This is a genomic window from Cryobacterium sp., from assembly GCF_026786305.1.
Classification (GTDB): domain Bacteria; phylum Actinomycetota; class Actinomycetes; order Actinomycetales; family Microbacteriaceae; genus Cryobacterium.
In genome coordinates this window covers 1-26286 of sequence record NZ_JAJAYI010000086.1, presented here as the reverse complement: position 1 = coordinate 26286, position 26286 = coordinate 1, and the positions used below count along the sequence as shown (strand labels likewise).

The 26286-nt window shown below is 65.0% G+C and carries 21 protein-coding genes; 12 read left to right on the top strand and 9 right to left on the bottom strand.

All coding sequences use genetic code 11. The features are described 5' to 3' along the window. Positions 1-27: 27 nt before the first annotated feature. Positions 28-1278: a helix-turn-helix domain-containing protein gene (locus tag LH475_RS10910; protein WP_196845114.1), complete on the bottom strand. Its 1251-nt coding sequence runs from the start codon at positions 1276-1278 to the stop codon at positions 28-30. Positions 1279-1446: 168 nt separating this feature from the next. On the opposite strand from LH475_RS10910, the gene LH475_RS10905 reads away from it, so the two are divergent. The 5 genes from LH475_RS10905 (at position 1447) to LH475_RS10885 (ending at position 8395) form a co-directional block, all read left to right on the top strand. After that, positions 1447-3198 (top strand): aldehyde dehydrogenase family protein, encoded by a 1752-nt coding sequence (locus tag LH475_RS10905; protein WP_196845113.1) that lies wholly within the window; start codon positions 1447-1449, stop codon positions 3196-3198. A 59-nt stretch (positions 3199-3257) separates the two neighbouring features. Next, positions 3258-4844, top strand: a complete 1587-nt coding sequence (locus tag LH475_RS10900) for an AMP-binding protein (RefSeq protein WP_196845112.1) — start codon at positions 3258-3260, stop codon at positions 4842-4844. Further along, positions 4841-6469, top strand: coding sequence for a GMC family oxidoreductase N-terminal domain-containing protein (locus LH475_RS10895; RefSeq protein ID WP_196845111.1), 1629 nt, complete (start codon positions 4841-4843; stop codon positions 6467-6469). The genes LH475_RS10900 and LH475_RS10895 overlap by 4 nt, the downstream gene beginning before the upstream one ends. A gap of 764 nt (positions 6470-7233) precedes the next feature. Beyond that, a complete protein-coding gene (locus LH475_RS10890; protein WP_297414006.1) occupies positions 7234-7800 on the top strand; it encodes a sigma-70 family RNA polymerase sigma factor in 567 nt (188 codons plus the stop codon). Next, on the top strand, positions 7787-8395 hold the full coding sequence (locus tag LH475_RS10885; protein ID WP_196845108.1) for a hypothetical protein: 609 nt from the start codon (positions 7787-7789) through the stop codon (positions 8393-8395). Before LH475_RS10890 ends, LH475_RS10885 begins: the two co-directional genes overlap by 14 nt. 340 nt (positions 8396-8735) lie before the next feature. Here the strand turns inward: LH475_RS10885 and LH475_RS10880 are convergent, their stop codons facing one another. The 3 genes from LH475_RS10880 to LH475_RS10870 all read right to left on the bottom strand — a co-directional run bounded on the left by LH475_RS10880 (position 8736) and on the right by LH475_RS10870 (position 12866). Next, complete coding sequence (locus LH475_RS10880) at positions 8736-10568, bottom strand: 5'-nucleotidase C-terminal domain-containing protein (RefSeq protein WP_297414003.1); 1833 nt, start codon at positions 10566-10568, stop codon at positions 8736-8738. 246 nt (positions 10569-10814) lie between these two features. Then, a complete protein-coding gene (locus LH475_RS10875) occupies positions 10815-12101 on the bottom strand; it encodes an alpha/beta hydrolase-fold protein (protein ID WP_297414001.1) in 1287 nt (428 codons plus the stop codon). Positions 12102-12467: 366 nt separating this feature from the next. After that, the gene (locus LH475_RS10870; RefSeq protein ID WP_297413999.1) at positions 12468-12866 is read right to left on the bottom strand and encodes a PPOX class F420-dependent oxidoreductase; all 399 of its coding nucleotides are present in this window, start codon (positions 12864-12866) and stop codon (positions 12468-12470) included. Positions 12867-13022: 156 nt separating this feature from the next. On the opposite strand from LH475_RS10870, the gene LH475_RS10865 reads away from it, so the two are divergent. Then, on the top strand, positions 13023-14045 hold the full coding sequence (locus LH475_RS10865; RefSeq protein ID WP_196845107.1) for an NYN domain-containing protein: 1023 nt from the start codon (positions 13023-13025) through the stop codon (positions 14043-14045). A 246-nt stretch (positions 14046-14291) separates the two neighbouring features. Here LH475_RS10865 and LH475_RS10860 read toward each other — a convergent pair whose 3' ends face one another. The 4 genes from LH475_RS10860 to LH475_RS10845 form a co-directional block, all read right to left on the bottom strand. Beyond that, positions 14292-15923, bottom strand: a complete 1632-nt coding sequence (locus tag LH475_RS10860; protein WP_297413996.1) for an isocitrate lyase — start codon at positions 15921-15923, stop codon at positions 14292-14294. 149 nt (positions 15924-16072) lie between these two features. Then, positions 16073-16240: a hypothetical protein gene (locus tag LH475_RS10855; protein WP_196845105.1), complete on the bottom strand. Its 168-nt coding sequence runs from the start codon at positions 16238-16240 to the stop codon at positions 16073-16075. Between the two features lie 28 nt (positions 16241-16268). Then, positions 16269-17441, bottom strand: coding sequence for a threonine synthase (locus LH475_RS10850; RefSeq protein WP_297413995.1), 1173 nt, complete (start codon positions 17439-17441; stop codon positions 16269-16271). 9 nt (positions 17442-17450) lie between these two features. Beyond that, the gene (locus tag LH475_RS10845; RefSeq protein WP_297413993.1) at positions 17451-20003 is read right to left on the bottom strand and encodes an Ig-like domain-containing protein; all 2553 of its coding nucleotides are present in this window, start codon (positions 20001-20003) and stop codon (positions 17451-17453) included. A 131-nt stretch (positions 20004-20134) separates the two neighbouring features. Here LH475_RS10845 and LH475_RS10840 point away from each other — a divergent pair, with 131 nt between their 5' ends. From LH475_RS10840 to hutI, 6 genes are all read left to right on the top strand, one after another. Then, the gene (locus LH475_RS10840; protein WP_297413968.1) at positions 20135-20266 is read left to right on the top strand and encodes a hypothetical protein; all 132 of its coding nucleotides are present in this window, start codon (positions 20135-20137) and stop codon (positions 20264-20266) included. 115 nt (positions 20267-20381) lie between these two features. Next, positions 20382-20849 carry a hypothetical protein gene (locus LH475_RS10835; RefSeq protein WP_196845103.1) on the top strand — a complete coding sequence of 156 codons (468 nt, stop codon included), beginning with the start codon at positions 20382-20384 and terminating at the stop codon, positions 20847-20849. A 281-nt stretch (positions 20850-21130) separates the two neighbouring features. Further along, the gene (locus LH475_RS10830; RefSeq protein WP_196845102.1) at positions 21131-21781 is read left to right on the top strand and encodes an IclR family transcriptional regulator; all 651 of its coding nucleotides are present in this window, start codon (positions 21131-21133) and stop codon (positions 21779-21781) included. 24 nt (positions 21782-21805) lie between these two features. Further along, positions 21806-23476 carry a urocanate hydratase gene (hutU, locus tag LH475_RS10825; RefSeq protein WP_297413964.1) on the top strand — a complete coding sequence of 557 codons (1671 nt, stop codon included), beginning with the start codon at positions 21806-21808 and terminating at the stop codon, positions 23474-23476. Further along, on the top strand, positions 23406-24809 hold the full coding sequence (locus tag LH475_RS10820) for a formimidoylglutamate deiminase (protein ID WP_297413962.1): 1404 nt from the start codon (positions 23406-23408) through the stop codon (positions 24807-24809). Before hutU ends, LH475_RS10820 begins: the two co-directional genes overlap by 71 nt. Further along, positions 24806-25987 (top strand): imidazolonepropionase, encoded by a 1182-nt coding sequence (hutI, locus tag LH475_RS10815; RefSeq protein ID WP_297413960.1) that lies wholly within the window; start codon positions 24806-24808, stop codon positions 25985-25987. Before LH475_RS10820 ends, hutI begins: the two co-directional genes overlap by 4 nt. A gap of 51 nt (positions 25988-26038) precedes the next feature. On the opposite strand, the gene LH475_RS10810 is transcribed toward hutI, so the two are convergent. Next, a partial coding sequence (locus LH475_RS10810) for an HNH endonuclease signature motif containing protein (RefSeq protein WP_297413958.1) occupies positions 26039-26286 on the bottom strand: 248 nt, incomplete at its 5' end.

The window sequence follows — 26286 nt, the reverse complement described above, 5'->3', positions numbered from 1 at the left end:
TCTCGGGACTACCCAATGTCGCCGTCCTCAGGCGCTCCTCGGAGCTGCCCGCAGGGGCGCACGCACGGGGGTTGCCCATAAGCCGGCCAGTCGCACCGCTCGAAGTGCGATGAAGAGTTCGGCGGCCTGGCCGGGTTTCGCTACGGAGCGGCCGGTCATTTCGGTTATCCGACCCAAGCGGTGCAGGACTGTATTTCGGTGGCAATGAAGTTGCTTGCCACACTCGGCGGTCGAGCCGTCGGTGGCGAACCAGCCTTCGAGCGTGTCGAGCAGCACGCGGGCATCATCCGGTTCAAGGTCGGCCAGTCCGCCGAGAACGCCGTCGCGGAGTTCGGCAGCGTATGCGGGTTGAGACACGAGCATGGTGTCGATTGGGGCTGCGCCGTAGAGATGCACTCCCACTGCGGCGGGGGCGATGCAGCGCATGGCGAGAAGCGCTTGCCGAACCGCGGCAGGCGCGTGCTGAAGAGATTCAAGCGGCAGGCTCACCCCGATTCGTGAACTCACGGATTCGGCAAGTGCGTGCGCTGCGGCGGACGGGTGCGTACCCGCCCCGCTTCCGAGCAGGCCCAGGTACTCACCTTTCCATGGGGCCCATGCCGAGCTCACGCCCATACCTCGCAGTCGGTCGGTGATAGCGGGAATCGGATCATCGTCCGAGTGCCGCATCTCGACGGCAAGAACGACGAAGGTTGCCTGGTGTGGAAGACCAAGAGCGCGGACCGCTCGACCGGGGTCGCCCGAGAACTCGCCTTCCAGAATCGTGAGCAGCATGACGTTCTTGCTCTGCTGGTCTTTGCGCTCCCGTTCGTCGACGACCTCTCGGTACGTCTCCGCGGCGGCGCTCGAGTACCGGTCGATGATGCCCCACACTCCGGATGATGCGGTGAGCAGCGCGGTTGCGTGTTCGGGTGTCGTCGCCTTCGCCATCATCGCGTCCCACAGGTGCAGACCGGCAAGCCGGTATGCGTGCAGCAGGCTCGCCATGGGGATACCGTGCTCGGCTTTCACGCGGCCCGCGTGCCGTGGGGCGGCGAGCGAGTCATTGATGCCGAGCAGGCATTGCAGGATCGCCTCAAGGTTGTCGTGCACAATACCTTCGAGCACACCTGCGGCCAGGGCGCTCTCGGCGTAATCGTGCTCGCCGTTGATAATCTGGGCAACAACGCTGTCAGACAACTCGCCGACCGAGTCGATCATGTCCGAGAAGATCTCCCGCGCGCCCTCCACCATCGCATCCGGGCTCGGCAGACTCTGCGGCGCTTCATTGCTTTTCATGCACCCAGTGTAATCCGGTGGTTATGCCGAATGGTTGTGCAGCCGCACAACGCCGGCGGCCGAAGTCGCGGCGGCGGCCTATCGCTATCGCCGACAGCGGAGTCCAGACTGGGCGGTCACGGCAACCCTGGATTCGAGGCGCTGTCAGGTAACAATCAAGGGAGATTGATGACCATCACCGATCCGACGTCGAGGACACGGGCCATTCCGGCCCTCGACCAGCAACAGCGCGATGCTCTCGATGCGGCCATCATTGAGTTGGCCTCGGGTGCCAAGCTTTGGGCAAGGACTTTACTTTCCGAACGTGCCGGATTGCTTGGGTCTGTGCACGCGGCAATGACCGGGGCCGCCCAGGAATGGGCGGAGACGGCCGCTGCTATCAAGGGACTGGATCCTTCATCCCCGCTCGTCGGGGAAGAATGGATCGCCGGCCCCTATGCGTGCCTTTCGGGCGCAGGTACCCTCACCCATTCCGTCGCAGCACTCGCTGCGGGGACGAGCCCTCTCGCCACACGCCGGTTCGGAACGGCGCCCGGCGGTCGCGTCACCATCCCGGTGCTTCCTACCAACGGGCATGAGTGGTTGCTGCTGCACGGATTCAGCGCTGAGGTCTGGATGGCTCCGGGCCGCTCTGCCGGGGAGGTGCGGTCCAGCGCCGGACTTGGTGAGCTCACGCCAACGATGTCGGGCGGAGTGGGACTCGTTCTCGGTGCCGGCAACATCACGTCGATCCCGCCGCTCGACGTGATCTACGAGATTGTCGCAAACAACCGGTCGGTGCTGCTGAAGCTCAATCCGGTCATGGCCGGAATGAAATCTGTTTTCGACAAGGCTCTCGCCCCCTTGATCGACTTCGGGGTGCTTCGCATCGTACAGGGCGCTGCAGACGTTGGGGCGTATCTCACGCAGCACGATGGCATTGCTCACGTGCACATCACCGGGAGTGCGGCAACTCACGATGCCATCGTCTGGGGGACGGGCGAGGATGCAGCGCGCCGCAAGGCAGCAGGCAGCCCGTTGCTCGCGAAGCCCATCACCAGCGAACTCGGCGGAGTGTCGCCCATCATCATCGTGCCGAGCGCATGGACAAAGCGTGATCTGCGCTACCAGGCCGAGCACGTCGTCACCCAGCGCCTGCACAATGGTGGTTACAACTGCATTGCCGGCCAGGTGGTTGTGGTCAGCAGCAACTGGCCCCAGAAAAAAGCGTTCCTCGCCGAACTCCGACGGGCATTTGCGGCGGCCGCTCAACGCCCAGCCTGGTATCCCGGTAGCGATGGTCGAATGAGCGCCGCATCAGCCGCCTACCCGGCTGCCGAGCGCATGGGTAAAGACGGCTGCCGCCTGCTGATCGATGTCCAAGCCGAAGACGACCCATCGAATGTGCTCACCACGGAATATTTCTCCCCGGTGCTGGGTGTTGTCGAAGTTCCTGGCACAGGCCAGACCTTCCTCGACGCTGCTGTCACTCTCGCCAATGACGAGTTCGTCGGTACCTTGGGCGCCAACCTCATTGTCGAACCGAAGGTCATCCGGCAGCTCGGGACCGGGTTCCTCGACGCCATTGCACGCCTGCGCTACGGCACGATCGCCATCAACGCGTGGACCGGCCTCGGATTTCTCACCGCAACCGCATCGTGGGGTGCATTCCCCGGCGCCACCATCGACAATGTGCAAAGCGGCATCGGAACTGTTCACAACGCCCTGCTCATCGATCGGCCCGAGCGTACGATCGTCCGCGGCCCGTTCCGGCCGTTCCCGCGATCGTTCGCGCACGGAGAATTCACTCTTTTCCCGAAGCCGCCATGGTTCGTGCAGGCGCGTTCCGCCGCGACTACGGGACGTCGTCTCGCCGGGTTTGCGGCCAAGCCGTCATGGCTGAAGATGCCCGCAATCTTCCTCGCGGCGTTCCGGGCCTAACCACCAGGTCATCCCGCACGCTCTCCCACCAATGATCCAGAGCAAGAAGGCGAGCCGCCGTGTTCAGCAGTCCCTTTTCCGACGTCGAAATCCCAGATCTAAGCGTATTTGACTACCTCTTCGGATCGCTCGACCGCGCATCCGCCGACCGCGTCGCCCTCACCGATGGGGCGACCGGTGAGACCACCACCTACGGCGCGCTGGTGCGCCAGGTCGAAGCCGTAGCGGGAGCACTCGCCGCTCGTGGCATCGGTGTGGGCAGCGTCGTGGCGTTGCATTCCCCGAACCGACCCGCTTTCGCCGTGGCGTTCCACGGGATTCTTCGCGCTGGCGCGACGGCGACTACGGTCAACGCGCTGTCCACGGCAGGCGAGATGGCGACGCAGCTTACCGACTCGAAAGCGGTGGCCATCATCGCAGCGGATACCCTGTTCCCCATCTCTGCGGAAGCCGGGAAACTGGCCGGTGTGGCAGCTGACAGCATCATCAGCCTCGGAGAGGTCGACGGGAGCACGGGTCTCGCCGACCTGGTCGGCGAGACTCATCCCGCGCCCGATGTCAGTTTCGATCCGGCGACGCACTTGGCGGTGCTGCCCTACAGTTCGGGAACGACGGGCAAAGCAAAGGGCGTCATGCTCACCCACCGCAACCTCGTGGCGAATGTCGCGCAGTCGGCACCCCTCGTCGGGGTGATGGCCGATGATCGCGTTCTGGCTGTGCTCCCGTTCTTCCACATCTACGGCATGACGGTGTTGCTCAACATATCCCTCGCGCAACGGACGACCCTGGTGACCATGGCGAGATTCGATCTGGCCGATTTCCTGGGCCTCATCCAGTCCGAGCGCATCACGTACGTCTTCATCGCCCCTCCCATCGCGGTCGCGCTGGCGAAGCATCCGCTGGTCTCCGAATTTGACCTGTCGAGCCTTCGCACGGTGTTCTCTGGGGCGGCGCCCCTGGACGGCATCGTCGGTGGCGATGTTGCCGAGCGACTGAACTGCGAGGTTCTTCAGGGCTACGGAATGACCGAGATGAGCCCTGTGTCGCACGCCATGCCTCGAGGTCGAACCGACATCCCCCTGAACTCGGTCGGTCTCACGGTGCCGAACATGCAGTGCCGCATCGTCGACCCGCTCACCGGAGGCGACATAGAGATCCCGACGGTGGGTGTGAGTGAGCCCGGCGAACTGCTGTGTCGTGGCCCGAACATCATGGTGGGCTACCTCGGCAACGATGAGGCAACCCGGGCGACTCTCGACGCCGACGGATTCCTTCACACCGGCGACATCGCGACGGTGAGTGCCGAGGGGGTCGTGACTGTCGTCGACCGGCTGAAGGAGCTCATCAAGTACAAGGGGTACCAGGTGGCACCCGCGGAACTCGAGGCGTTGCTGCTGGGCCATCCCCAGATCGCCGACGCCGCTGTCATCGGCGTGATCGACGCCAATGGTGAAGAGGTGCCCAAAGCATTCCTGAGGCTGCAGCCGAAGGCAACGATCACGGTGGAGGACGTCATGATTTGGGTCGCCGAGCGAGTGGCCCCGCATAAGAAGGTTCGACAGGTGGAAATGATCGACTTCATCCCGAAGTCGGCGTCGGGCAAGATCCTGCGCAAGGATCTGCGATCAAAAGGAGCGCTGGTATGAGTAGCAGCACTGAAGAATTCGACTACGTCGTCGTCGGCGCAGGATCGGCCGGAGCAGCTGTCGCCGCTCGGCTCACCGAAGATGCGAGCATCTCCGTTTTGTTGCTCGAAGCCGGCGGTGTCGACGATAAGCAGGAGATCGCTATCCCGGCGGCATTCCCAAAGCTATTCAAGTCCGACGCCGACTGGAACTACCAGACCGAGCCGCAGGGCGAGCTCGAGGGGCGGTCGGTCTACTGGCCACGTGGCAAGGTGCTCGGCGGCTCATCCTCCCTCAACGCCATGATGTGGGTGCGCGGATTCGCCGCCGATTACGACAACTGGGCGAGGCTCGCCGGTGCCGACTGGTCGTACGAGGCGCTCCTACCGTATTTCCTCAAGGCGGAGGCGGTCGAGGGCAACACGGATCCCAACCAGGGCACGAACGGAGCGAATTCGATTTCGCACCAACGCAGTCCGCGGTCGCACACCGCAACCTTCCTCGAGGCTGCCGTCGAGGCCGGCATGCCACTCGTCGCCCCGAATTCGGCACACCCTGAGGGGGTCAGCCAGACGATGGTGAGCCAGCGTGGCGGCATGCGCCACAACACGTCGGCCGCCTACCTCGCGCCGGCAGCCGAGCGCTCCAACCTGGTTGTTCGCACCGGGGCCCACGTCACTCGCGTACTCTTCGAGGGAACCCGCGCGGTCGGTGTCGAGTACCTCAGCGAGGGCACCCCGACCTCAGTCTCCGCGCGCCGCGAGATCGTGCTGAGCGGCGGGGCGGTGAACACACCGCAGCTTCTCATGCTGTCGGGCATCGGCGATGCGTCGCACCTTTGCTCCCTCGGAATCACCGTTCTCGTTGATGCACCGGAGGTCGGTTCGAATATGCGCGATCACCTGTTCGCGGCACTCGCTGTCGACACCGACGATGACACCCTCTTCGGCGCCGAGACCGAAGACCAGCTCAACGACTTCGTCTCGCAGCAGCGCGGTATGCTCACCTCCAACATTGCGGAGGCGTACGGGTTCGTCAAGACCGACCCGTCCCTCGCCTTCCCTGACATTGAGGTGCTCTTCGCCGCCGTGCCGTACATCGGTGAGGGGCTTGTGGCCGCCCCAAGGCACGGCGTCAGCGTCGGCGCTATCCTGCTGCAGCCAAAGAGCCTCGGAACCGTGCGACTCGCGTCCGCCGATCCGCTCGCGAAGCCCCTGATCGATCCGAACTATCTCGGAGACCCGGAAGGGGAAGATCGCGCGACACTGCTCGCGGGCCTCGGCGTGTGTGAGCGCATCCTTGCCGCCACGGCCTTCGCGTCCACGCGGGGCGATGGCAAGTTCATTCAACCCGCCGGGTCAGATGCACAGGCGCCAGCCGAGCGAGATGCAAGGGTTATCGATGAGTTCTCGCAGACCCTCTACCACCCGACGAGCACCGCTCGCATGGGATCGGATACTGGATCGGTGGTCGACCCGGAGTTGCGTGTACGCGGAGTGCAGGGACTTCGCATCGCCGACGCGTCTATCATGCCTGAGATCATCCGGGGGCACACGAACGCTCCATCCATCATCATCGGCGAGAAGGCGGCTGATCTTCTGCGCGCATCGGTGCCGATCGCAGAGGAAGCGGCTTCGGTTCATTAATATGAGTACGGCGACGAGGATCGCGCTGTAGCGCTCATTCACCAGGCGCAGGGTCACGGTCGCGGCGAGAGTCTCCCTCGCGACCGGTGGTGGAGTGAACCAGCGGCTGATCAGCGGTGTCTGCGAGCAGATTGGGCTTCATCCGCACGCATTCCGCGCCCTGTTCCCGACCGATGATGTGCTGCTTGATGCGGTGAATGAGCTCCTCGTCACGGAGTGCGCCGAACGGCTTCAGGGTGGGGTTTTGGCGTTCACCCCGAAAGGTGGCGGTTCAGAATGCACTGAGGCTGCGCTGGCTCTCGCGAAGTCGCGGCCGCTCGATCGAAGCGCCATGACCATTCGCGCGGAGCGCAGATCTTTTGCGCTCCAAAAAGGCGAGGGCGAAAGCGATCCTTCGAGGCCTGGCTTTGGGGCCGGCACACCGAGTCGAACTTCTCGGAATCTCCCTGTATCGCCAGAACTTTGCCTGCGTTGCGGAAGCAGGTCAGCGAAAGGCGGTCGTAGCCGGGCAGAATCCCACGGTGGCCGCGAGGATGCATGCCCAGATCGGAATATGCATCCATCACGCCCAGCTTGCGGCGGTTGCGGAACTGAACAAGACCTAACTCGTCCGCAGAGCCACGCTCTTCGACCTGCACACCCCCGAGAACTGTCCCTGAGAAAACCGGCGGGACCCACCTCTTCGACCACGCCTCCACACCACCCCGCCGCGCCGCGCCATGAAATCCCCGCGCCCGTGCCGGACATGCCTCAGTATGAGAGTTGTGACAGACACCGAGCGCGAGAAGCGGATGCGCAACCTCGTCGTGCTCGTCGCCGACCCCGTGCGCCGCTACCTGCACCGCCGCACCGACGCCGCGACGGCCGACGACGTGCTCGGCGACACCCTGCTGGTGTGCTGGCGCCGCCTCGACGATGTGCCCGACGACGCCCTCCCCTGGGCGATCGTCGTCGCTCGGCAGTGCCTCAGCAACGCACGGCGGGCCGAGCGTCGCCGCACCCGTCTCATCGGCCGTATCATCGCCATCGACCCACCGCCGGTCGCTGCGGACGACAGCACCGCAGCATCCACCGTCGACGGCACCACCGCCGACGCCCGCGTGACCACCGCCCTCGGCGGCCTGCGTCGCCACGACGCCGAGATCCTGTGCCTGTGGGCGTGGGACGAGCTGACGAGCCCGCAGATTGCCCTCGTGCTCGGTATCAGCGCGAACGCCGCGGCGATCCGACTGCACCGTGCGAAAGCGCGCCTCAAGCAGGAGCTACTGAAATCTGATAGCCCGACCGGACATGTATCCCATGACGAAGGGAGCACCAATGCACGACGATGACCGTGCGCTGCAAGATCAGCTGCGCGCCGCCGATCCGGCCCGCACTCTGCCCCCTGCCTCGCCGACGTGGCTCGACCACAGAATGGAGCAGATCATGACCGACCAGACCCCCAGCACCGGGACCGTCACCCCCGAGGCGCCGCGACCCTTCTTCCGGCGGTGGATGCCGGTGGTTGGCGTCGCCGTCGGCCTCGCCATCGCCGCCGCAATCGTCGTGCCCCTCACCCTCGGCGGACCGAAACCCACCGTCGAGGCGCTGCAGCCGCCCCTGGGCGGAGGCCTCGCGAGCGGCAGCTGCCTCGCGCTCGAGCCGGCGACCGTCGCCGCGCAGGAGCAGGCGTTCGCCGCGACGGTGCTGCAGATCCAGGGGGACACCGTTGTGCTGGAGGTCACGGAACGCTTCACCGGCGACGTCGCCGACCGCGTCGAGGTGACGCAGGTCGACGCGATGACCTCCGACTTCTCGGGCGTGCCCTTCGCGGTCGGCCAGAGCTACCTCGTCGGCGCACTCGACGGAACGATTACCGGCTGCGGCGTCACCGGGGCCGACAGCGCCGAGCTCCGCGCCGTCTACGACACAGCATTTCCCGGCTGATCCACGCCCGCGAGAGCGGCCGACGGGAACAGCGGATCGAATCGTCCCATCCATAGCGTGCGAAACGCCGTCGCTGGCGATTCCTCGACAGGAATCGGCGGCAGATGACATTTCTCCCGTCACGCCTGGGCGCGCGAAGTTCTCCGAGGCCGAGTTCGAGGCGATCACCGCGGACGTCAAGACCGCGGCACGTCAAGACCGCGGCGTACCGGGTCATCGCCGGACGGGGCTCCACCGACGGCGTGTCCCGGGTGATCGAGGTGCCGCTCTCCGACTCGAACTGGCGTGACCGACGCACATCCGCGACTCGCCCGGGAGAGCCCGGACCGCTCCCCCGGCATTAACCGCTGATCTGCACCGGCGCACCGCCTGAGACGAGTGTCCAATCGACGCGTGCGAACGACGGTGGCTCCACCGCCTTGGCCCGGGTGACCCAGTCGATGATGAGCTGGCGGATCTCCTGCTGGGCATTGTGGACCACAGGCGCGGCCGTGACCCCGGGGAAAGCGCCGCCGCCGGACTGCCTGTAGTTGTTGATGGCGACGACGAACTGCGCCGTGGGGTCGATTGGGTCACCGTTGTAGTTGAGGTCGATGATCCTTGAACCGGGATCCCTGGCGACGTCGATCTTGTAGCTGAGCGGTGCGTCGAGTCCCCCCATCACGTCGTAGTTGTAGTCCGGCGTGCCCGTCGGCGCAACGGCGGTGACCGCGTTGGTGAGCTGGTCCGCCGTGAAGGGCCCGGTGCCGGTGACCTGTGTGAAGTACCGGGCAGACTTCTCGAGGTAGGCCTTGACCTCTGCGCCGGTGAGGGTGATGCCGAGAAGGGTGTTGTCGAAGATATACAGCCCGGCGACGTCGCGAACGGTCACCTCGCCGGCGGGGATCGCGGCCTCCCGATTGAACGGGGCCGCGATTGACAGGATCGGCAGGCCGGCCTGTGGTGTCCCGGCAATCGCCGCGCGCACCGCCTGACCCTGCACGAGGTTGATGAAGTCCAGTGCCGCGCTGTCCTCGTAGCGCGCGGTGGCGCAGGACATCGCCTCGGTGCAGCTGCCGATGACTGAGTTGACGTAACCGATGACCGTGTCGTGGTCGGCGCCGAGCAGGTCGATTACCTGAGGATCCTCGGGAACGGTGTTGCTGTTGAGCACGCTGGATCCGACGCTCTCGACCGCCCATCGGCCGTTGCGCTTGACCAACGACAGCTCGATCAGAGACAAACGCATACCCCAACGGAGCGGTTCGGTCAGAATCACGGTGCGACCGGTCTGTGAGTTGACGACTCGTCGCTCCGGGATTTCCTGGTGGGCATGACCGACCAGGATCGCATCGATCCCGGGAACCTGCTCGGCCACCAGGGTTGCCGCGTTCTCGGGATACGGGAGGGCGTCGCCATAGGACGACGAGTTCGTGGCGCCGGAGTGCGCGGCCACGACGACGACATCCGCCCCCGCGGCACGCATGCGGGGCACCCAGACCCCGGCCTGCTCGACCAGGCCGGGAAACGTCAGCTGACCCTCGACGTTCGCCTTGTCCCAGATAGCGATCCCGGGATTGGTCAGGCCGAGGATGCCCACCTTGATCGGTTTCTCACCGGCCGGTTTGATCGTCTTGATGACGTACGGCGCGAAGGCAGGCAGTCCGGTCGCTGCGTCCAGCGCGTTCGCGCCGAGCAGCGGAAAGTCGAGCTGATCGGCGAAGGTTCGAAGCAGCGGGATGCCGTAGTTGAACTCGTGGTTGCCGAGGGCTGCGGCGTCGTAGCCGATGTAGTTCATGGCCGCGGCCATCGGGTGCAGGTGACCGCCGGTGATCGGCGCGATGCGCGCAAAATAGTAGGCCAGTGGAGTTCCCTGAATCGTGTCGCCGGCGTCGATCATCAGCGTGTTCTCGCGCCCGCGCTGCAGACGGACCGCCTCGACGAGCGTGGCCACCTTGGCCAGGCCGATGTCGTTCCTCCCGGAGTCGTCGTATTGCGCGTTCTGGAAGTAGTTCCAATTGAAGACGCAGCCGTGCAGGTCGGTCGTGCCCATGATTGTCAGCGAGACCGAGTCTCCTGGGCGATGTCGCCCCCCACGCTCTGCGGCCTGGGCCGGCGTCATGCCGGCTGCGGTCAGAACGCTCACCGCCGCGAAACTACCCAGCACGGTGCGTCGAGTCAGTTGAATTGGCAAATTCACTCCCTAGGTGCGCCGCTGGATGGAGGCGTCGTGAGGCAAGTGATCAACCCCCAACAATAACGGTAGACCCGTCCGAGATGGCCTGTCAATCAGTCCAGGGCCTCGTCAGAGTCGCGTGGTGAGCGGGTGAGCAATATTCAGTCCGCGTGTGCAATCTCCTCAGGGAAGTGATCCCTGCTGCATACTCCAGCGCGCAGTGCGCTCAGCGACGTTGTCGAGGGCACGCTATCCAGGTCCGAATCAACCGGCTGGCGGCGCCAGCCCGAGCCGCGGATACATGATGACGAATGCCTCGTCGAGCCCATCCGTAAGAGCGGGTAGAACATGCCCCCCGTTAGGTGATTCCCAATACGTGACGGTCATGCCCGCGGCCGCTGCCGCATCCGCCATGCGTTTCTGACCCGGGATGAAACCCACATCGTCCGACCCGACAGTGAACACCGCGACAGTGTTGGGAAATCTCTTGGCGGCCAGCAGGTTGATGGGCTTCACCGCGTCATACGCGGCCTGGTCACCGTGGAAGACATCGGCGAGTGTCGCCGCTTGGATCTCCGATCCAGCGAACTCCTCACCGGAGATGTCTACGACGTTCGAGAACAGGTCCGGGTGCTTGGCGGCCAGTGAAATGGCGCACTGTCCGCCATTGGAATAGCCGGCGATGGTCCAGTAGCGTGGGTCGTTGATGATGTTGAGGTTCGCCCGTGCCCAATTGACGACATCCGTGGTGATAAAGGTCTCGGCGTTGCCATAGTTTGGAGTGTCCAGGCACAGGGGGTCACCGGAAGGGTCGCCGAGTTGGTCGGCGACGATGACGATTGGGGCCAGACCGGCGTGAGCGGCAGCATCGCGGTCCAGCGTCGCGGCGATGAACGACGGATCGGGGTTTCCCGGTTGCCCCATGAGAAGGATCACCAGCGGCAACGCTGGCGGTTTCGCAACCAGCGCTGCGGGCGGCAGATAGATTCCGGCCGGCCTCGACGTAAATCCCGATACCGTGTTTGGAATGATCTGGCTCCCGGTCGTGCCTTTCGCGGGCTGGTCGGCCGGAGCTACCCAGCTTCGGTATAGCGCGCCGCCTGCGCCCGACCCTGCAGCAGAGGGGAGCGCGATCGCCGATTCCGTTGTGACGCCGAACAGCGAGCCGACAGTGTGGTTCAGTCCGAAGCTCGCATTGATCGCCAGCGTTCCCGCCACGAGGAATAACACTACGGATGCCGAGGCAGCGATCTTTCGGCGCACGCGCGACCGCAGGAGATTCGCGATGGCAACAGCGATCGCCACGCACGTTGCTACAAGCCACAAGAAGGAGACCAGCCCGGGCGACATACCGAACAGGTCGACAGCCGTCACCACCACGAACCACGCCGCCGCGGCGACACCGAGACCGGCGACTACCGCGATCAGCACCGTCACGATCCATCGCTTGGTCGGTGGCCGCGATAACAGGTAACCGAGATCGATGGTCGCAAGTCCGAGAACGATGTAGAGCAGGGGGGCATTGACGATGTCGATGCGCAGCACGGCCATACCGAGATCGTTAATGGGTGTCCCGCCTAACTGGTCGAATGAGAGCTTAGCCCCATCGACGATTGCTCAGCTGACGACGTCCGGTCTGAAGTCTGCGACCCCCGGTATAGCGATTCGAGGTGTTCGGCGCTGACACCAGTTCTGCGCATGTCCCGAAGCGGACCCAACGGTCGGGAGCAGACGACGTCGGGAGCGGGAAGCGCTCACCCAGCAAGGCCGGCTCAGACCGAAACAACATCGTGCGCACTCATTCTGTCTCCCCAGTCAGCCACGATGCCCGTCACCTTCGAGATGTGGAGCGCCCGACAGCGACACAATGACAGCGTTCCGGGTCTCGGCATTCATGTATGGGGGGAATCAGCCTGGTCAAGCCGACGTGATCCGGAGCATCACGCGATCCCGCCTGCCTTTTTTGGCCAGACGCTCGATCAGCATGATGATTCGATATTCAAGCTTGTACTTACCGAGAAAGATGACGTTCAGGCGTTCCGTGACGCCGGCCACGGTGACGATCTCTGCCCGTGCAGCGACGGATGCCACATCCTCTTTCACCTTGCCCATCCGGTCACAGGGGCGAAGCTCGACACGAGCGCTATTGCGCAGTCTCTTCACCTTGCCTGTGCCCTCCGGGGTCGTCACGACGAGTGCATCACCATCGCGGGCGATCCAAACCGGGGTCGATACCCCTTCACCTGACTTGCGAAAAGTCGTGAGTGAGACGAAGCGCTCGTCTCCTAACGCGTCCAGTGCTGAATCGAGAGTCACGATGCAAGTATGTTGGTCTCTTTCGTTCACGTCCACCGGTGCTCTCGCCAGCTCGCGGGCGCTCTCGGCACGCGAGTTGCTCTCGCCGCGTTGCTGGCCTCAGACTAGGGGTATCGGATCGCAACTGAGTCTTCCGCTGTCGGCTAAGGAGCTCACATGACCGAACCGAACGATGCACGCGTTGGCCTCTACATTGACTTCGATAACATCGTCATCTCGCGCTACCAGCAGCTGCACGGGCGAAATGCTTTTCAGCGCGACGGCATCCGCGATTTTGACAAAACGAGCCCGGATGCCGACCCCGAGATCGCCGCGAGACTGGCCGCCGCGACCGTCGACTTCAACGCCATCATCGATTTCGCCGCATCTTTCGGAGCCCTGGTCGTCAACCGGGCCTACGCCGACTGGTCAGTCCCCGTGAACGCGAACTACCAACGTCAGCTCATGTCTCGCGCGGTTGACCTCACCCAGCTGTTCACCGCCACGACGCGGGGAACGAAGAACGGTGCCGACATCCGTCTCGCCGTCGACGTGGTCGAAGATCTCTTTCGCCTGCCCGACCTCACCCACGTGATCATCGTCGCTGGCGACTCCGACTACATCGCCCTCGCCCAGAAGTCCAAACGACTCGGCCGGTTTGTCGTCGGCATCGGCGTCGCCGGGTCGACGAGCACGTCGCTCGCAGCGGCCTGCGACGAATTCGAAGATTACGACTCGCTCCCCGGAATCGGCACGGTCACCGCAGCCGCCTCCCCGGCCCCCGCGCCAGCCGAGAGACGCAGATCGGGCAAGAGGGCTGTCGAACCCGCTGATGTCGAGGTCACGGTAGCGCCCAGCACCGCCCGCAAGCCCACAACGAACCCGATGTTCTCCCACACCGAGGACTCGCAGTTCGACGAGTCGGAACCAGCTGACGACACCGATCCGCAGACGGTCGCCACCGAGCTCCTCGTGCGCGCACTGCAGATCGGTCACGCGAAGGGCGACGCCGACGAGTGGCTCAACACGGGCACGGTCAAGAACCAGATGCGCAGGATGGACCCGGCCTTCAATGAGAAGCCGCTCGGCTACCGCTCCTTCACCGACTTTCTCGCCTCGCGCAGCGACCTGGCCGAGCTTCAAGAGGATGGCCCGCACCGGCTGATTCGGCTGCGCCTGGAGTCCGACGGCCGACGCTGAGGCCATGGACGGATGCCGAACCAGAAGAATTGGGCCGGAGCTGACCCGCGCCCGCCGACGATCCGGCATTGGCACGACGCGTCACGGCGGGATCTCCTCTCCGGCGCGGCTACTTCGAAGAACACGGCCAAAGATCAGGTTCCGGCGTCGCCGGCACATCAACGAAGAAGCCCCGGTCAGTTGACCGGGGCTTCTTTGTAACTCATTCCGTTGGAGTCAGTGGCGTGGCTGTCAGTGGCGTGGCTGTCAGTGGCTTGGCTGTGAGTGGCTACTGAGAGCCGGCTCGTCGAACTGGTTGCTCGTGTTGTTCACGCCGCCAGCCTTGAGCGCGGCGTCGCCGGCGAAGTACTCCTTGTGGTTGTCACCGAGGTCAGATCCAGACATGTTCTGGTGCTTGACCGTGGCAATTCCCTCACGAATTTCGCGACGCTGCACGCCCTTGACGTAGGCGAGCATGCCCTGGTCGGCGAAGTAGCCCTTGGCCAGGTCATCGGTCGAGAGTGCGGCCGTGTGGTACGTCGGCAGGGTGATGAGGTGGTGGAATATGCCGGCCTCGGCCGAGCTGTCGCGCTGGAAGGTGCGGATCTTCTCGTCGGCGTTCAGGGCCAGTTCGGTCTCGTCATAGTCGACGCTCATGAGCTTGGCGCGGTCGTAAGCCGACACGTCCCTGCCCTCGGCGAGGAGTGCGTCGTACGCCTGCTGACGGAAGTTGAGGGTCCAGTTGAACGACGGGCTGTTGTTGTAGACCAGCTTGGCGTTCGGGATCTCTTTGCGAACTTCGTTCATCATCGCGGCGATCTGGCCGATATGCGGCTTCTCGGTCTCGATCCAGAGCAGGTCGGCACCGTTCTGCAGCGACGTGATGCTGTCGAGCACGCAGCGAGCCTCACCGGTTCCGGCACGGAACTGGAACAGGTTGCTGGCCAGGCGCTTCGGGCGCAGCAGCTTGCCGTCCCGCTTGATGACGACATCGCCGTTGCCGAGGTCGGCCTCGGTGATCTCATCAACGTCGAGGAACGAGTTGTACTGGTCGCCCAGGTCGCCGGGCTCGTTGGTCACGGCGAGCTTCTGCGTGAGGCCGGCACCGAGCGAGTCGGTGCGCGAGACGATGATGCCGTTCTCAATGCCGAGTTCGAGAAAAGCGTAGCGAACGGCGTTGATCTTGGCGATGAAGTCCTCGTGAGGAACCGTGACCTTGCCGTCCTGGTGACCACACTGCTTCTCGTCCGAGACCTGGTTCTCGATCTGGATGGCGCAGGCACCGGCCTCGATCATTTTCTTGGCGAGCAGGTACGTCGCCTCGGGGTTACCGAATCCAGCGTCGATGTCGGCGATGATCGGCACAATGTGGGTCTCGAAGTTGTCGATCTGCGTCTGGATCGCGGCGACCGTCAAGTCGTCGCCGACGGTGCGTGCGTTGTCGAGGCCCGTGAACAGCAGGTCGAGTTCGCGGGCGTCAGCCTGGCGAAGGAAGGTGTACAGCTCCTCGACCAGTGCGGGGACGGCCGTCTTCTCGTGCATGGACTGGTCGGGGAGCGGACCGAACGCGCTGCGAAGTGCAGCAACCATCCAACCCGAGAGGTAGAGGTAGCGCTTGTTGGTCGTCTTCAGGTGCTTCTTGATCGAGATCATCTTCTGCTGGCCGATGAAACCGTGCCAGACGCCCAGCGACTGGGTGTAAACGGAGGAATCAGCGTCGTACTCCCCCATGTCCTTACGCATGATGTCCGCGGTGTACTGCGCGATCTCGAGGCCGGTCTTGAACCGGTTCTGCGCACGCATGCGCGCGACGGACTCGGGGTTGATGGCGTCCCAGCTGCTTCCAACCTGCTGCTTGAGAGCTTCGATGGCCTCGATGTCTTTCTGGTAGACAGTCATGTTCTTTCCTTCGACGTGTGTGGTGGGCTGAGCCGGGACTACTGACTCAACGGGCCGCTATCGGCTGCTGAATCAAGATTGACGCAAGAACAACCGGTCTTCTCCGGGAAGCTGTGCAGAAGAATATAGATTCTTCTGTTTTTAGAAAGTTATTCGCTGCAGATAGGTCGATTCCGGCCTTCGGCCGGACACACGATGACCAGCCGGCACTTCGGGCACCGATGGCAGAATTCCAGGCCGTCGGCGGTATCGACGCCGTCCGTGATCATCTCGCTGCCGCACGCGGGGCAGGTGAGTGCATTGTCGGTGGCGAGCATCCGGCCAGTTTGGTGAGCCACAGAAAACTCATGCGTGCATGCGGCTCGTGTCACCGGGCGATTTCAGGCCGGCGCCGCACAGGGGCACGACAACCGATCGGGCCGTGAGCAGGCTCGCGGCGACCGCCCAGGTGGGGCTGGCGTCATCGAAGCCCTGGTCGACGGCGGCACGCACAGCGGCGAAACACACCGCCGAGGTCGGCTCCACGAAGAGTCCTTCGTTGGCAAGTTCCTGGCATGCGGCCGCGGTCTGTTGGTCGGTAACGGAGACGATGGTGCCGCCGGTGGCGCGCACGGCCCGTACTATCTGTTTTCCCCGGGAAGGCGCCGCAATGGCGATGCCCTCCGCGATCGTGGCACCGCCGTCAACGGCCAGAGGGGCGTCGAGTCCCAGCGCCATTGCCTGTTCAAGCGGTGAACAAGCAGAAGCCTGCACCGCGATGATTCGCGGCATCCGCTCAGCAAGCCCAGCGGCAACCAGCTCGCTGAAGGCGAGGTAACAGCCGAGCACCATCGTGCCGTTGCCGACCGGAACGACGACGGTCTCTGGCAGCGAGCGCCCGCGCTGCTCCCAGATCTCGTAGCCGTAGGTTTTCACACCGTGCAGAAAGTACGGGTGGTAGACGTGGCTCGCGTACAGCACGCCGTCCTGCCCCGCCGCCTGAAGGGCCGCTGCGGAGGTATCCGCTCGCGAGCCGGGCACCAGTTCAACCGTGGCACGGTGCGCGCGCATCTGCGCGAGCTTGCCGGGCGACGTGGATTCGGGAACGTACACCGTGCAGCCGATGCCGGCCCGCCCGAAGTAGGCGGCCATCGCCGTTCCGGCATTTCCGCTGCTGTCGACCATGGCGTTTGTGACGCCCAGCCGTTTGGCGAGGGTCGCGAGCACCACGGCTCCGCGGTCTTTGAACGAGAGCGTCGGCAGCAGAAAGTCGAGTTTGAGCTGTACATGGGCGAGCGCGCGGGACGGTACGAGCGGCGACAGTCCCTCCCCCAGTGTGATTGTCGGGTCGACTTCGATCGGCAGCGCCTCGGCATAGCGCCAGAGTGACGGGGTGCGCTCGGGCAGAGCCGCGGCATCCACGTTAAAAGCGAACTCGGCGACGTCGAGAACGCCGCCGCAGGTGCACCGCCAGACCAGGCTCTCGACCGGGTAGATTGCGTCGCACTCGAAGCAGACGAGATCGGGCAGATCACTCATCGTTTCAGACTAGCTGCCGGTGGTGAACTTCCAGGTGCTCGTTGCGACGGGGTTACCGGCAAGGTCACGCACGGCCGTGGTGCCGCCGGTGACGGTGACGGTGAAGGTGGTGGTCGCGGCGAGCGTGCCGCCCGGGTTCAGAATCCATTGATCGGTGGTGCCGTTGCGCGAGACGACGGCGGCGATCGCGGCGCCGGTTGCCGTGTTCTTCAGACCGAAAGTGGATGCCGCCACCCCCGCCATCGCCTCACTGAAGGTGACAGAGACACTCGCGGTGCGACTGGCGCCCGTTACCCCGCTCGCGGGGGCGCGGGTGGTGATGGTGGGCGCCGGTCCGGTGGTGAAGCTCCACCCCGTCGACACGAGCGGATTGCCCGCCGCATCGCGAACACCCGCGGCTCCCCCGGTGAGGCTCACGCTGTATTTCGTGTCGGCCGCGAGGCTCGCACCGGGGTTCAGTGTTGCCACCCGCGTCGTCGTGTCGTAGGCGACTGCGGCCGATAGAACGCTGCCGGCCGGGTTCTTCAGCCGCATCGTGGCGGTCGACACGCCCTGCACGGCTTCACTGAACGTTGCCGTCGCGTTGGCGGTCTGTGTGACCCGGGTGGCGAGGCTCACCGGTGACTTCGCCGTGATCGTGGGGGCGGTCGTATCGATGCCCGAGGCGGTTCCAGTGACGACGAGGTCGTCGAACTTGGCCGCGTCGTTCTTACTGCCAAAACCGACCCGGCCAAAGTTGAGAGTCGAGTCGGTGGCTTGGGCGACAAGGGCGGTCCCGCGAAAGACGCGAATAACCGAGCCCTGCCGTTCGATGCGAATGGAGTAGTAGGTGCCGGCCACAATCGTCCTGGCGATGTCGGCGATCTGTGAGGCGGTGCCGTTCGAAACGCGGAACAATCCGTTGCTCACAGCATCCTGACCCTCGCTGAAGTTCGCGAAGTAGTAGTTGGAGGCGTCTTGGTAGTCGAAGACGATCGAGAAATCGTTCCAGGGCGACGACGTGGCAATGGTCGCCCCGGTGGCCATGACAGAGAAGTCCCCCGACATGGCTGTCTTCTGGAGGGCGAGGTTGGCGTTCGGCAGGGCCGCCGTCGACGGGGCGGTGAGCGAATACCGGCCAGAGGCCACCGCCCAGGTGCCGCCGCGGATTTCGGTGAAGTTCGCGGCCGAGGAGGTGAAGGTTTCGCGAATTGTCGCAGCTCTCGGGGTCACGATGTTTGCCGGGCTCGCTGCCGGGCTCGACCCCGCGGTGTTGACCGCCGTGACCGCGACGACATAGGTGGTTCCGTTGGCCAGGGAGTCAATCGTGGTGGTGCGCAGCGCGCCGTCGACGGTGGACGACGCCATGACCGTGCCGCCGACGCTCACCGTCGCCACGTAGGTGTCTGCCACCGGAGTTCCTGCGGCGGGCCCAGCCCACGAGACGAATACTCGGGCATCACCCGCGATCGCCGTGACGGCGGTCGGCGCGGCGGGTTTGGCGGTCGACACGACGGGCGTCAGGAAGCCGCTGTTCGAGGTATTCCAGTGCGTGGCCAGATAGTTCGACGCTGGTGCGGCGCCCGGATAGTAGTAGTCGTCGTCGTGGCAGTCGATGGCCCAGTCAATGCCCGGGCAGGTGAAGGTCATCGTGCCCCCCATGGCGAAGTACGGACCTCCGTCGTGGTAACACATGAGGTCGGCATCGTCGTAGCAGTGGCCACCTTGGGTCGAGTGCGGCGCGGTGTATTGCACCGCCCCGATGTTGTGCCCAACCTCGTGGGCGATCACGGACATGTCCAGATAGGCCGACATCGAGTAGCGCGGGCGGGAGTCATTATTGGCATTGAGACCCGGATCCGGTTGGTCGTCGATCGACAGCTCACCCTGGCCACCGAAGGGATAGGAATCCTGCACCTGATCGATATAGGCAATGTAGAGACGGTCATTACTGATGTAGTCGACCGGCCCGAGACCGTAGGTGACCTGGTTCTGCAGACTGGCGACATAGTCATCAAAGGTGAAGGTGGCATCGGCGCCGACCGGAAGCAGGGTCACGTTGCGCACGGTGACATCCGCGCCGTTTTCGCACAGAAAGCGGTAATTCTGGCTGGTGGCGGCATCCGCTGCCTCAAGATTGTTGTTGACCTGCCGCATCGTGTCGCGCAGCGGGACAACGGTGCTGGCGTACCGGTTGGCGCGATCCTGCGGAACCCCGTAGATCACCTCGATCCGTTTACCGCTGACGCCGCCGACGCCGCACAGTGCGGTCAGTTCCAAGGCCGGTGCGGCGCCCACGCCCTGTTCCACGGCAGCGGATGTCTGATTCAGCTTGGCCGCACCGCCGAACGCGCCCACGGGGTCAGGTCCGTGGCTGCACACCGCCGTCTTGGCGAGCGTGACCTTGAGCCGGGCGCAGATCATGGCGAGGTCCGGGGCGGTTTGCACGACGCTCGTCGTGGATGCGTCGGCAACGTTGGTCGGCAGCAGCGAAAACGACGTGGCGATCATGGCGCCCAACGCGAGCGCGGCGAGGGTGCGACCAATAGTGCGGGACGGCTGCGGAGCACGAACAAAATTCATCTTCGTGTCCTTTCGGTGCGGGCCACGATGTAGACATCAAGGTAGTGCGGTTCGCCGAGACCGACAAGGGCAGTTGGAATCAGCGTCGATGAATATCCTCAAACCATGATCGCTCGGGGAATCCGTCTCTCGTGGGCAGCTCTGTCACGATCGGACGGCATGCCCGCGTGAACGGATCGACCAGAGGAGCGAATACCTTCATCGCGACCGGTGTGGCGCTGTTTCCCGGTTCGGTGATCGGCAAACGCGCCGCGGTGCGGTGAATGGTGTCGTGCACATCAAGAGTCGGCTGCACAACGGGGCGGTCGTGCCGATCGGCTGGGTGGCCGTAAGCGACCCCGACACGGACTGAGGGTGGATGCCACGTAGGGTTGACCTATGGTAATTCGGCGGTACTGGCGCATCGCGGTGTTCGCACCGATCGTGGGGTTTCTCCTCGCTTCGGCCGTGGCCGTTGTGATGACCAACGGCGGCAGCGGAGAAACCGAATTTCGGTTCTGGTTTGTTGTACGCTCGATGGCGAACTACGGCGTGATTGGCCTGGTCATAGCGGTCACCGCGCTGCTCGGTGGCCTCGCCGCCGTGGCCGGTTTTGATCGACACCTCACTAAATCGTCGCGCGCGCGAACGATCCTCGCCGCAGTCGGCGCGATGGGCGGTGTGGTGCTCTTATCAGGCGTCATCGGCATCGTGCTGTCGATGTTGGACGACGGCCTGTATGCCGGCGTGACCATCACCTTCGGCGCGTTCTTCGGCGTGGCGGCCGGCGTCGTGGCGGCGGTCATGGTGCACTACGCGGAGCGGCAAAGCCGCCCGGCGAGGCACCGTATCTCAGCCGAGTCCTAGGGCACCTGCGCGCACCACATCAGGCGGCATGGCGGCGGCGGCCTCGACGTTCAACGACGAATAGCCCCGGCCGCGTCCCAGCGGCTCTCTCCCAGCGGATGCTTGCTCACCGAAACAGGAGGGCAGCGCCACGCCCAGCAGACGGACGAGATCTTCGCCCGCCACGGTCTGCTACTCGCATCATTCGGAGCGCGGAGCTGCACTCAACAGTACGGATGGGCGAATCCATTGCCATCTAGTGAAATCAGTGTTTTACTGGGTGCACGATAAGAGGTGAGCGGATGGCCGACAGCACCACCCGCACGGCCGAGCGCGCCCTGACCCTGCTCAGAGTGGTCTGCGAGCGCGGCTTTGTCACCCTCGGCGACGCGGCCAAATCCACCGACCTGTCACCGAGCACCGCCCTTCGGCTGTTGCGCACGCTCGAATCCACGTCGTTCGTGCGTCGAGACGGCGCGGGAGCATATCGGCCGGGGGTGGCCATCGTGCAGCTCGGCGTGCTCGCACTCAGCCACGAATCGCTCGTTGCCGTGTGCCAGGAAGCCATGAACCGGGTGGTCGAGCAGACCGGAGAATCCGCGTACCTGAGCGTTCCGGCCCCCGGTCGGCAAGGGCTCTATATTGCCATCGTCGAAGGCACCCATTCCGTGCGGCACGCCAACTGGGTCGGGCGCCGGTTTCCCGCCGAGTCCAGTGCATCGGGCCGGGTGCTCGACGGCGCAACCGACGCGAGCGGATACTGCGTCGTCAGCGACGGTGTCGAGCACGACGTCACAGCCATCGCCGTGCCGGTCCGGGTGGGAGACCGCGTGGTCGGCGCCCTGAGCGTGGTCGTTCCGAGCTACCGAGTCACACCGAACAGCATCGAGCAGATGGCGCAGGTTCTGCTCGCTGAAGGCCGCGCGCTGTATCGCGACGAAGCATCCGTTTAGAAACGCATTCGAAGGAGAATACGCATGACGACCACCGCGACCCACACCGCACGCCCCGTTCGCGCCGCCCGCGGCACCGAACTGACCGCGAAGAGCTGGCAGACCGAGGGACCGCTGCGCATGCTCATGAACAACCTCGACCCCGAGGTCGCCGAGCGACCCGACGATCTTGTCGTCTACGGCGGCACCGGCAAGGCCGCCCGCAACTGGGAGTGCTACGACGCGATCGTGCGCACCCTCGAAACGCTGGAGAAAGACGAAACGCTCCTCGTACAATCGGGCAAACCGGTCGGCGTCTTTCGCACCCATGAGTGGGCGCCGCGGGTACTCATCGCCAACTCCAACCTCGTCGGTGACTGGGCCACCTGGCCCGAGTTTCGCCGCCTCGAGCATCTCGGACTGACCATGTATGGGCAGATGACCGCCGGATCATGGATCTATATCGGCACCCAGGGCATTCTGCAGGGCACCTACGAAACCTTCGGCGCCGTCGCCACCAAGAAGTTCAACGGCACCCTCGCCGGCACCCTGACGTTGACCGGCGGCGCCGGAGGCATGGGCGGCGCACAGCCGCTCGCCGTGACCATGAATGACGGCGTCGTGCTCATCGTCGACGTCGACCCGGCACGGCTGCAGCGCCGAGTCGATCACGGGTATCTCGATGAGATGACGCACGACATCGACGATGCGATCGCCCGGGTACTCGCAGCGAAGACCGAACGTCGGGCCCTGTCGGTGGGCCTGGTCGGCAATGCCGCGACCGTGTTCGGCGAGTTGCTGGCTCGCGAGGTGCCGATCGATATCGTCACCGACCAGACCAGCGCCCACGACCCGCTCTCCTATCTGCCGGAGGGCGTCACCATCGAGCAGTGGCACGCCTACGCGGCCGAGAACCCCGAAGAGTTCACCGTGCGCGCTCGGGCCGCGATGGCCAAGCAGGTGCAGGCCATGGTCGAGTTTCAGGATGCCGGAGCCGAGGTTTTCGACTACGGCAACTCCATTCGCGCCGAGGCGAAGCTCGGCGGTTACGAGCGAGCCTTCGAGTTTCCCGGGTTCGTGCCGGCCTATATTCGCCCGTTGTTCGCCGAGGGTAAAGGCCCGTTCCGTTGGGTGGCCCTCTCTGGTGACCCGGCCGACATTTTGGCCACCGACAAGGCCATACTGGAGCTGTTTCCAAACGACACCCAGTTGCACCGCTGGATCACCAAAGCCGAAGAGAAAGTGCACTTCGAAGGGCTACCGGCCCGCATCTGCTGGCTGGGCTACAAGGAACGTCATCTGGCCGGCCTCAAGTTCAACGAGATGGTCGCCTCCGGCGAGCTCAGCGCGCCGATCGTGATCGGCCGCGACCACCTCGACTCCGGCTCGGTCGCCTCGCCCTACCGCGAGACCGAGGACATGTTGGACGGCTCCGACGCCATCGCCGACTGGCCACTGCTGAACGCCCTACTGAATACTGCCTCGGGCGCAACCTGGGTGTCGATTCACCACGGCGGCGGCGTTGGAATCGGCCGCAGCATCCACGCCGGGCAGGTCATCGTCGCCGATGGCACCGCGTTGGCCGCCGAGAAGATCGAACGCGTGCTCACCAACGACCCCGGCACCGGAGTCATGCGGCACGTCGATGCGGGCTACGAGCGGGCCGAAGAGGTGGCCCGCGAGCGCGGCCTGCGCGTGCCCATGTGGGAAGACTGAGGTGGCGGCGGCGTCCGGGTTCTGGTGCGAATCACTGCTGATTGACGGGATCGCCGTCGCGGGGGTGCGGCTTGAGGTGGACGCGGCGGGGAACATCGCGCGGGTTCAGCCCCGAACTGCGTGCGAGGCCGCCGACATCCGTTTGGGAACGGTTATGCCGGGCTTTGGCAATGCGCACTCGCACGCTTTTCACCGGGCGTTGCGCGGCCAGACGCACGGGGAGGGCGGCGATTTCTGGCTCTGGCGCGAGCGCATGTTCCGGGTCGCCGCGCGGCTCGACCCTTCGACATACCAGTCACTGGCGACGGCGGTATTCGCCGAAATGCTCGTGAGCGGCTACACCGCCGTCGGCGAGTTCCACTACCTGCACCACCGCAGTGATGGCGAGCCGTATGAGCCTGTGCATGCCATGGAACTGGCTCTCGCCGCGGCGGCACGAACTGTCGGCATCCGTTTGGTACTGCTCGATACGGTGTATTTGCAGGGCGGCATTGGGCGGGAGCTCGCGCCCGAGCAGCGCGCGTTCGGCGACTCGAGTGCTGCCGGTTGGCTGGCCCGGTGGCAGTCACTGCGCTCGCAGCTCGCCGGCGAGGATCTCGTGACGCTCGGCGCGGCCCTGCACTCGGTTCGGGCTGTGACACCCGACGCGATGCGCGAGGTGCTCGACGGACTGCCGCCGGAGATTCCCCTGCACATTCACCTGTCGGAGCAGCCGCAGGAGAACGCAGATTGTCTGGCGGCTTACGGTCTGACACCGGCCGGCCTGCTCGATTCGCTGGGCGCTCTTGCACCGCGGCTGAGTGTGGTGCACGCGACGCACCTGAGCGACGATGACCGAAAACTGCTCGGTGACGCCGGAGTGAGCGTCGTGATGTGTCCGACCACCGAGGCGGACCTCGGCGACGGCATCGGCCCGGCACTCGCGCTGGCCGCGGCGGGCTCGTCGATCGCTCTCGGCTCCGATCAGAACGCGGTCATCGACCCTTTTCTGGAGATGCGCGGTCTCGAAATGGGTGAACGGCTCGCGTCCTTGAAGCGCGGACGTTTCGCCCCCGCCGCGTTGCTGGGCGCCGCCACTGTTGCTGGCTACGCCGCCCTCGGGCTCGGACGACATCGGCTGCAGCCCGGCGACCCCTGTGATCTCGTCGAGATCAGCACGACGGGCGTGCGCACGGCCGGGTCGGTTCCCGGGCAGCTGCCGTTGACCGCGACGGCAGCTGACGTGCTGCGCGTTATCGTCGGCGGACGCCTCGTGGCCGAGTGCGGTGATCTGGCCGGCGGCGCCCACCCGGCGGCGCTGATGACAGAGGCTCTGGCTAGGCTCGGCGCATGAATAGCACCGAACTGATCACGGGCATCGGCGAACTGACCACGCAGGTCGAATCTACGTCGCCTCGCGAGCGGCTGCACGACGCAGCCCTTGTGGTCGGCGACGGCCGCATTCTGTGGATCGGCCCGGCCGCCCGGGCACCCGCGGCCGATCATCGAACGGATGTCGACGGGCGCGCGGTTCTGCCCGGCTGGGTTGACACGCACACCCATCTCGTGTTCGGCGGGGACCGTTCAGCGGAGTTCGAAGCCCGCATGGCTGGCCAGGCCTACGCCGCCGGCGGCATCAACACGACCGTCGCCGCCACCCGCGCCGCCACCGAAGACCAGCTCGTGGCCACGGCTCAGCGGCTGCGCCACGAGGCGGAAGGGCAGGGCACCACTTTTCTCGAAACGAGGACCGGGTACGGTCTCGACGTGGCGAGCGAAGCACGTTCGGCACGCGCTGCCGCGAGTGTCGCCGATGTCGTGACCTTTCTTGGTGCCCACATTGTGCCCGCCGGCATGGGTCGTCGCACTTACCTCGACCTCGTCACCGGGCCGATGCTGCAGGCCGTGCTGCCGTATGTGCAGTTCATCGACGCGTTCTGTGAGCGGGGCGCGTTCGACGTGGAGGAAACCCGTGAGGTGCTGTTGGCCGGCCGTGCCGCCGGCCTGGGGTTGCGCGTGCACGGTAATCAGCTCGGTTTCAGCGGTGGCGTGCGGCTGGCCGCCGAGCTCGGCGCCCTCAGTGTTGACCACTGCAATTATCTGGAACCGGCCGACATCGACGCGCTGGCCGCCGGGGCGACGGTCGTCACTCTGCTGCCGGCCTGCGATCTGTCGACCCGACAACCGTTTCCTCCCGCCCGACGGCTGCTCGACGCCGGTGTGACCATCGCCCTGGCGACCAATTGCAATCCGGGCACCTCGTACACGACCTCGATGCCATACTGTGTGGCCACCGCCGTGTTGCAAATGGGCCTGACCGTCGGCGAGGCCGTCTGGGCCGCCACGCGCGGTGCGGCCCGGTCGCTCGGCCGCGACCGGGGAACGGATGCCATCGGCTCCCTGTTTGTCGGCGGCCGCGCCGACTTGCAGGTTCTGAACGCTCCGTCGATTTCGCACTTGGCCTACCGAGTCGGGGTTCCGCTGACCGGCGCCGTCTGGCGACAGGGTGTGCGCGTCGCGCCCATGCCGTAAGCGGATGATGCACCCCTGCGTTCGATCCCACCCACTCCAGGCAACTTTGGCCTAGGTGCGCCAGTGGGGTTTTGGGCTGGGCGTATTCGCGCGGTGGCTGTGGGCGGGTCGCCAGGTTTGGGTGGGGTCCCAGAGGAGGGGGCCGAGGAGTTGGGGTCGGCCGTTGGTTGTGCGGATTTTCCAGCCGTTGCTGTTGATGGTGTGGTGGTGGTACCAGCAGAGCAGGGTGCCGTTGTCGATGTTGGTCGGCCCATTGTTTTGCCAGGGGATGATGTGGTGGATTTCGCACCAGCGGGCGG

Bases quoted from the DNA above. Each gene is read 5' to 3' on its own strand.
- LH475_RS10875 (WP_297414001.1), bottom strand. From the start codon at position 12,101: ATGGCCGTGCTGCGCATCGACATCGTCAATGCCCCCCTGCTCTACATC.
- LH475_RS10910 (WP_196845114.1), bottom strand. From the start codon at position 1,278: ATGAAAAGCAATGAAGCGCCGCAGAGTCTGCCGAGCCCGGATGCGATG.
- hutI (WP_297413960.1), top strand. From the start codon at position 24,806: ATGAATAGCACCGAACTGATCACGGGCATCGGCGAACTGACCACGCAG.
- LH475_RS10835 (WP_196845103.1), top strand. From the start codon at position 20,382: ATGGTAATTCGGCGGTACTGGCGCATCGCGGTGTTCGCACCGATCGTG.
- LH475_RS10855 (WP_196845105.1), bottom strand. From the start codon at position 16,240: ATGCTCGCCACCGACAATGCACTCACCTGCCCCGCGTGCGGCAGCGAG.
- LH475_RS10850 (WP_297413995.1), bottom strand. From the start codon at position 17,441: ATGAGTGATCTGCCCGATCTCGTCTGCTTCGAGTGCGACGCAATCTAC.
- LH475_RS10895 (WP_196845111.1), top strand. From the start codon at position 4,841: ATGAGTAGCAGCACTGAAGAATTCGACTACGTCGTCGTCGGCGCAGGA.
- LH475_RS10865 (WP_196845107.1), top strand. From the start codon at position 13,023: ATGACCGAACCGAACGATGCACGCGTTGGCCTCTACATTGACTTCGAT.
- LH475_RS10860 (WP_297413996.1), bottom strand. From the start codon at position 15,923: ATGACTGTCTACCAGAAAGACATCGAGGCCATCGAAGCTCTCAAGCAG.
- LH475_RS10845 (WP_297413993.1), bottom strand. From the start codon at position 20,003: ATGAATTTTGTTCGTGCTCCGCAGCCGTCCCGCACTATTGGTCGCACC.
- LH475_RS10820 (WP_297413962.1), top strand. From the start codon at position 23,406: ATGCGGGCTACGAGCGGGCCGAAGAGGTGGCCCGCGAGCGCGGCCTGC.
- LH475_RS10905 (WP_196845113.1), top strand. From the start codon at position 1,447: ATGACCATCACCGATCCGACGTCGAGGACACGGGCCATTCCGGCCCTC.
- hutU (WP_297413964.1), top strand. From the start codon at position 21,806: ATGACGACCACCGCGACCCACACCGCACGCCCCGTTCGCGCCGCCCGC.
- LH475_RS10885 (WP_196845108.1), top strand. From the start codon at position 7,787: ATGCACGACGATGACCGTGCGCTGCAAGATCAGCTGCGCGCCGCCGAT.
- LH475_RS10830 (WP_196845102.1), top strand. From the start codon at position 21,131: ATGGCCGACAGCACCACCCGCACGGCCGAGCGCGCCCTGACCCTGCTC.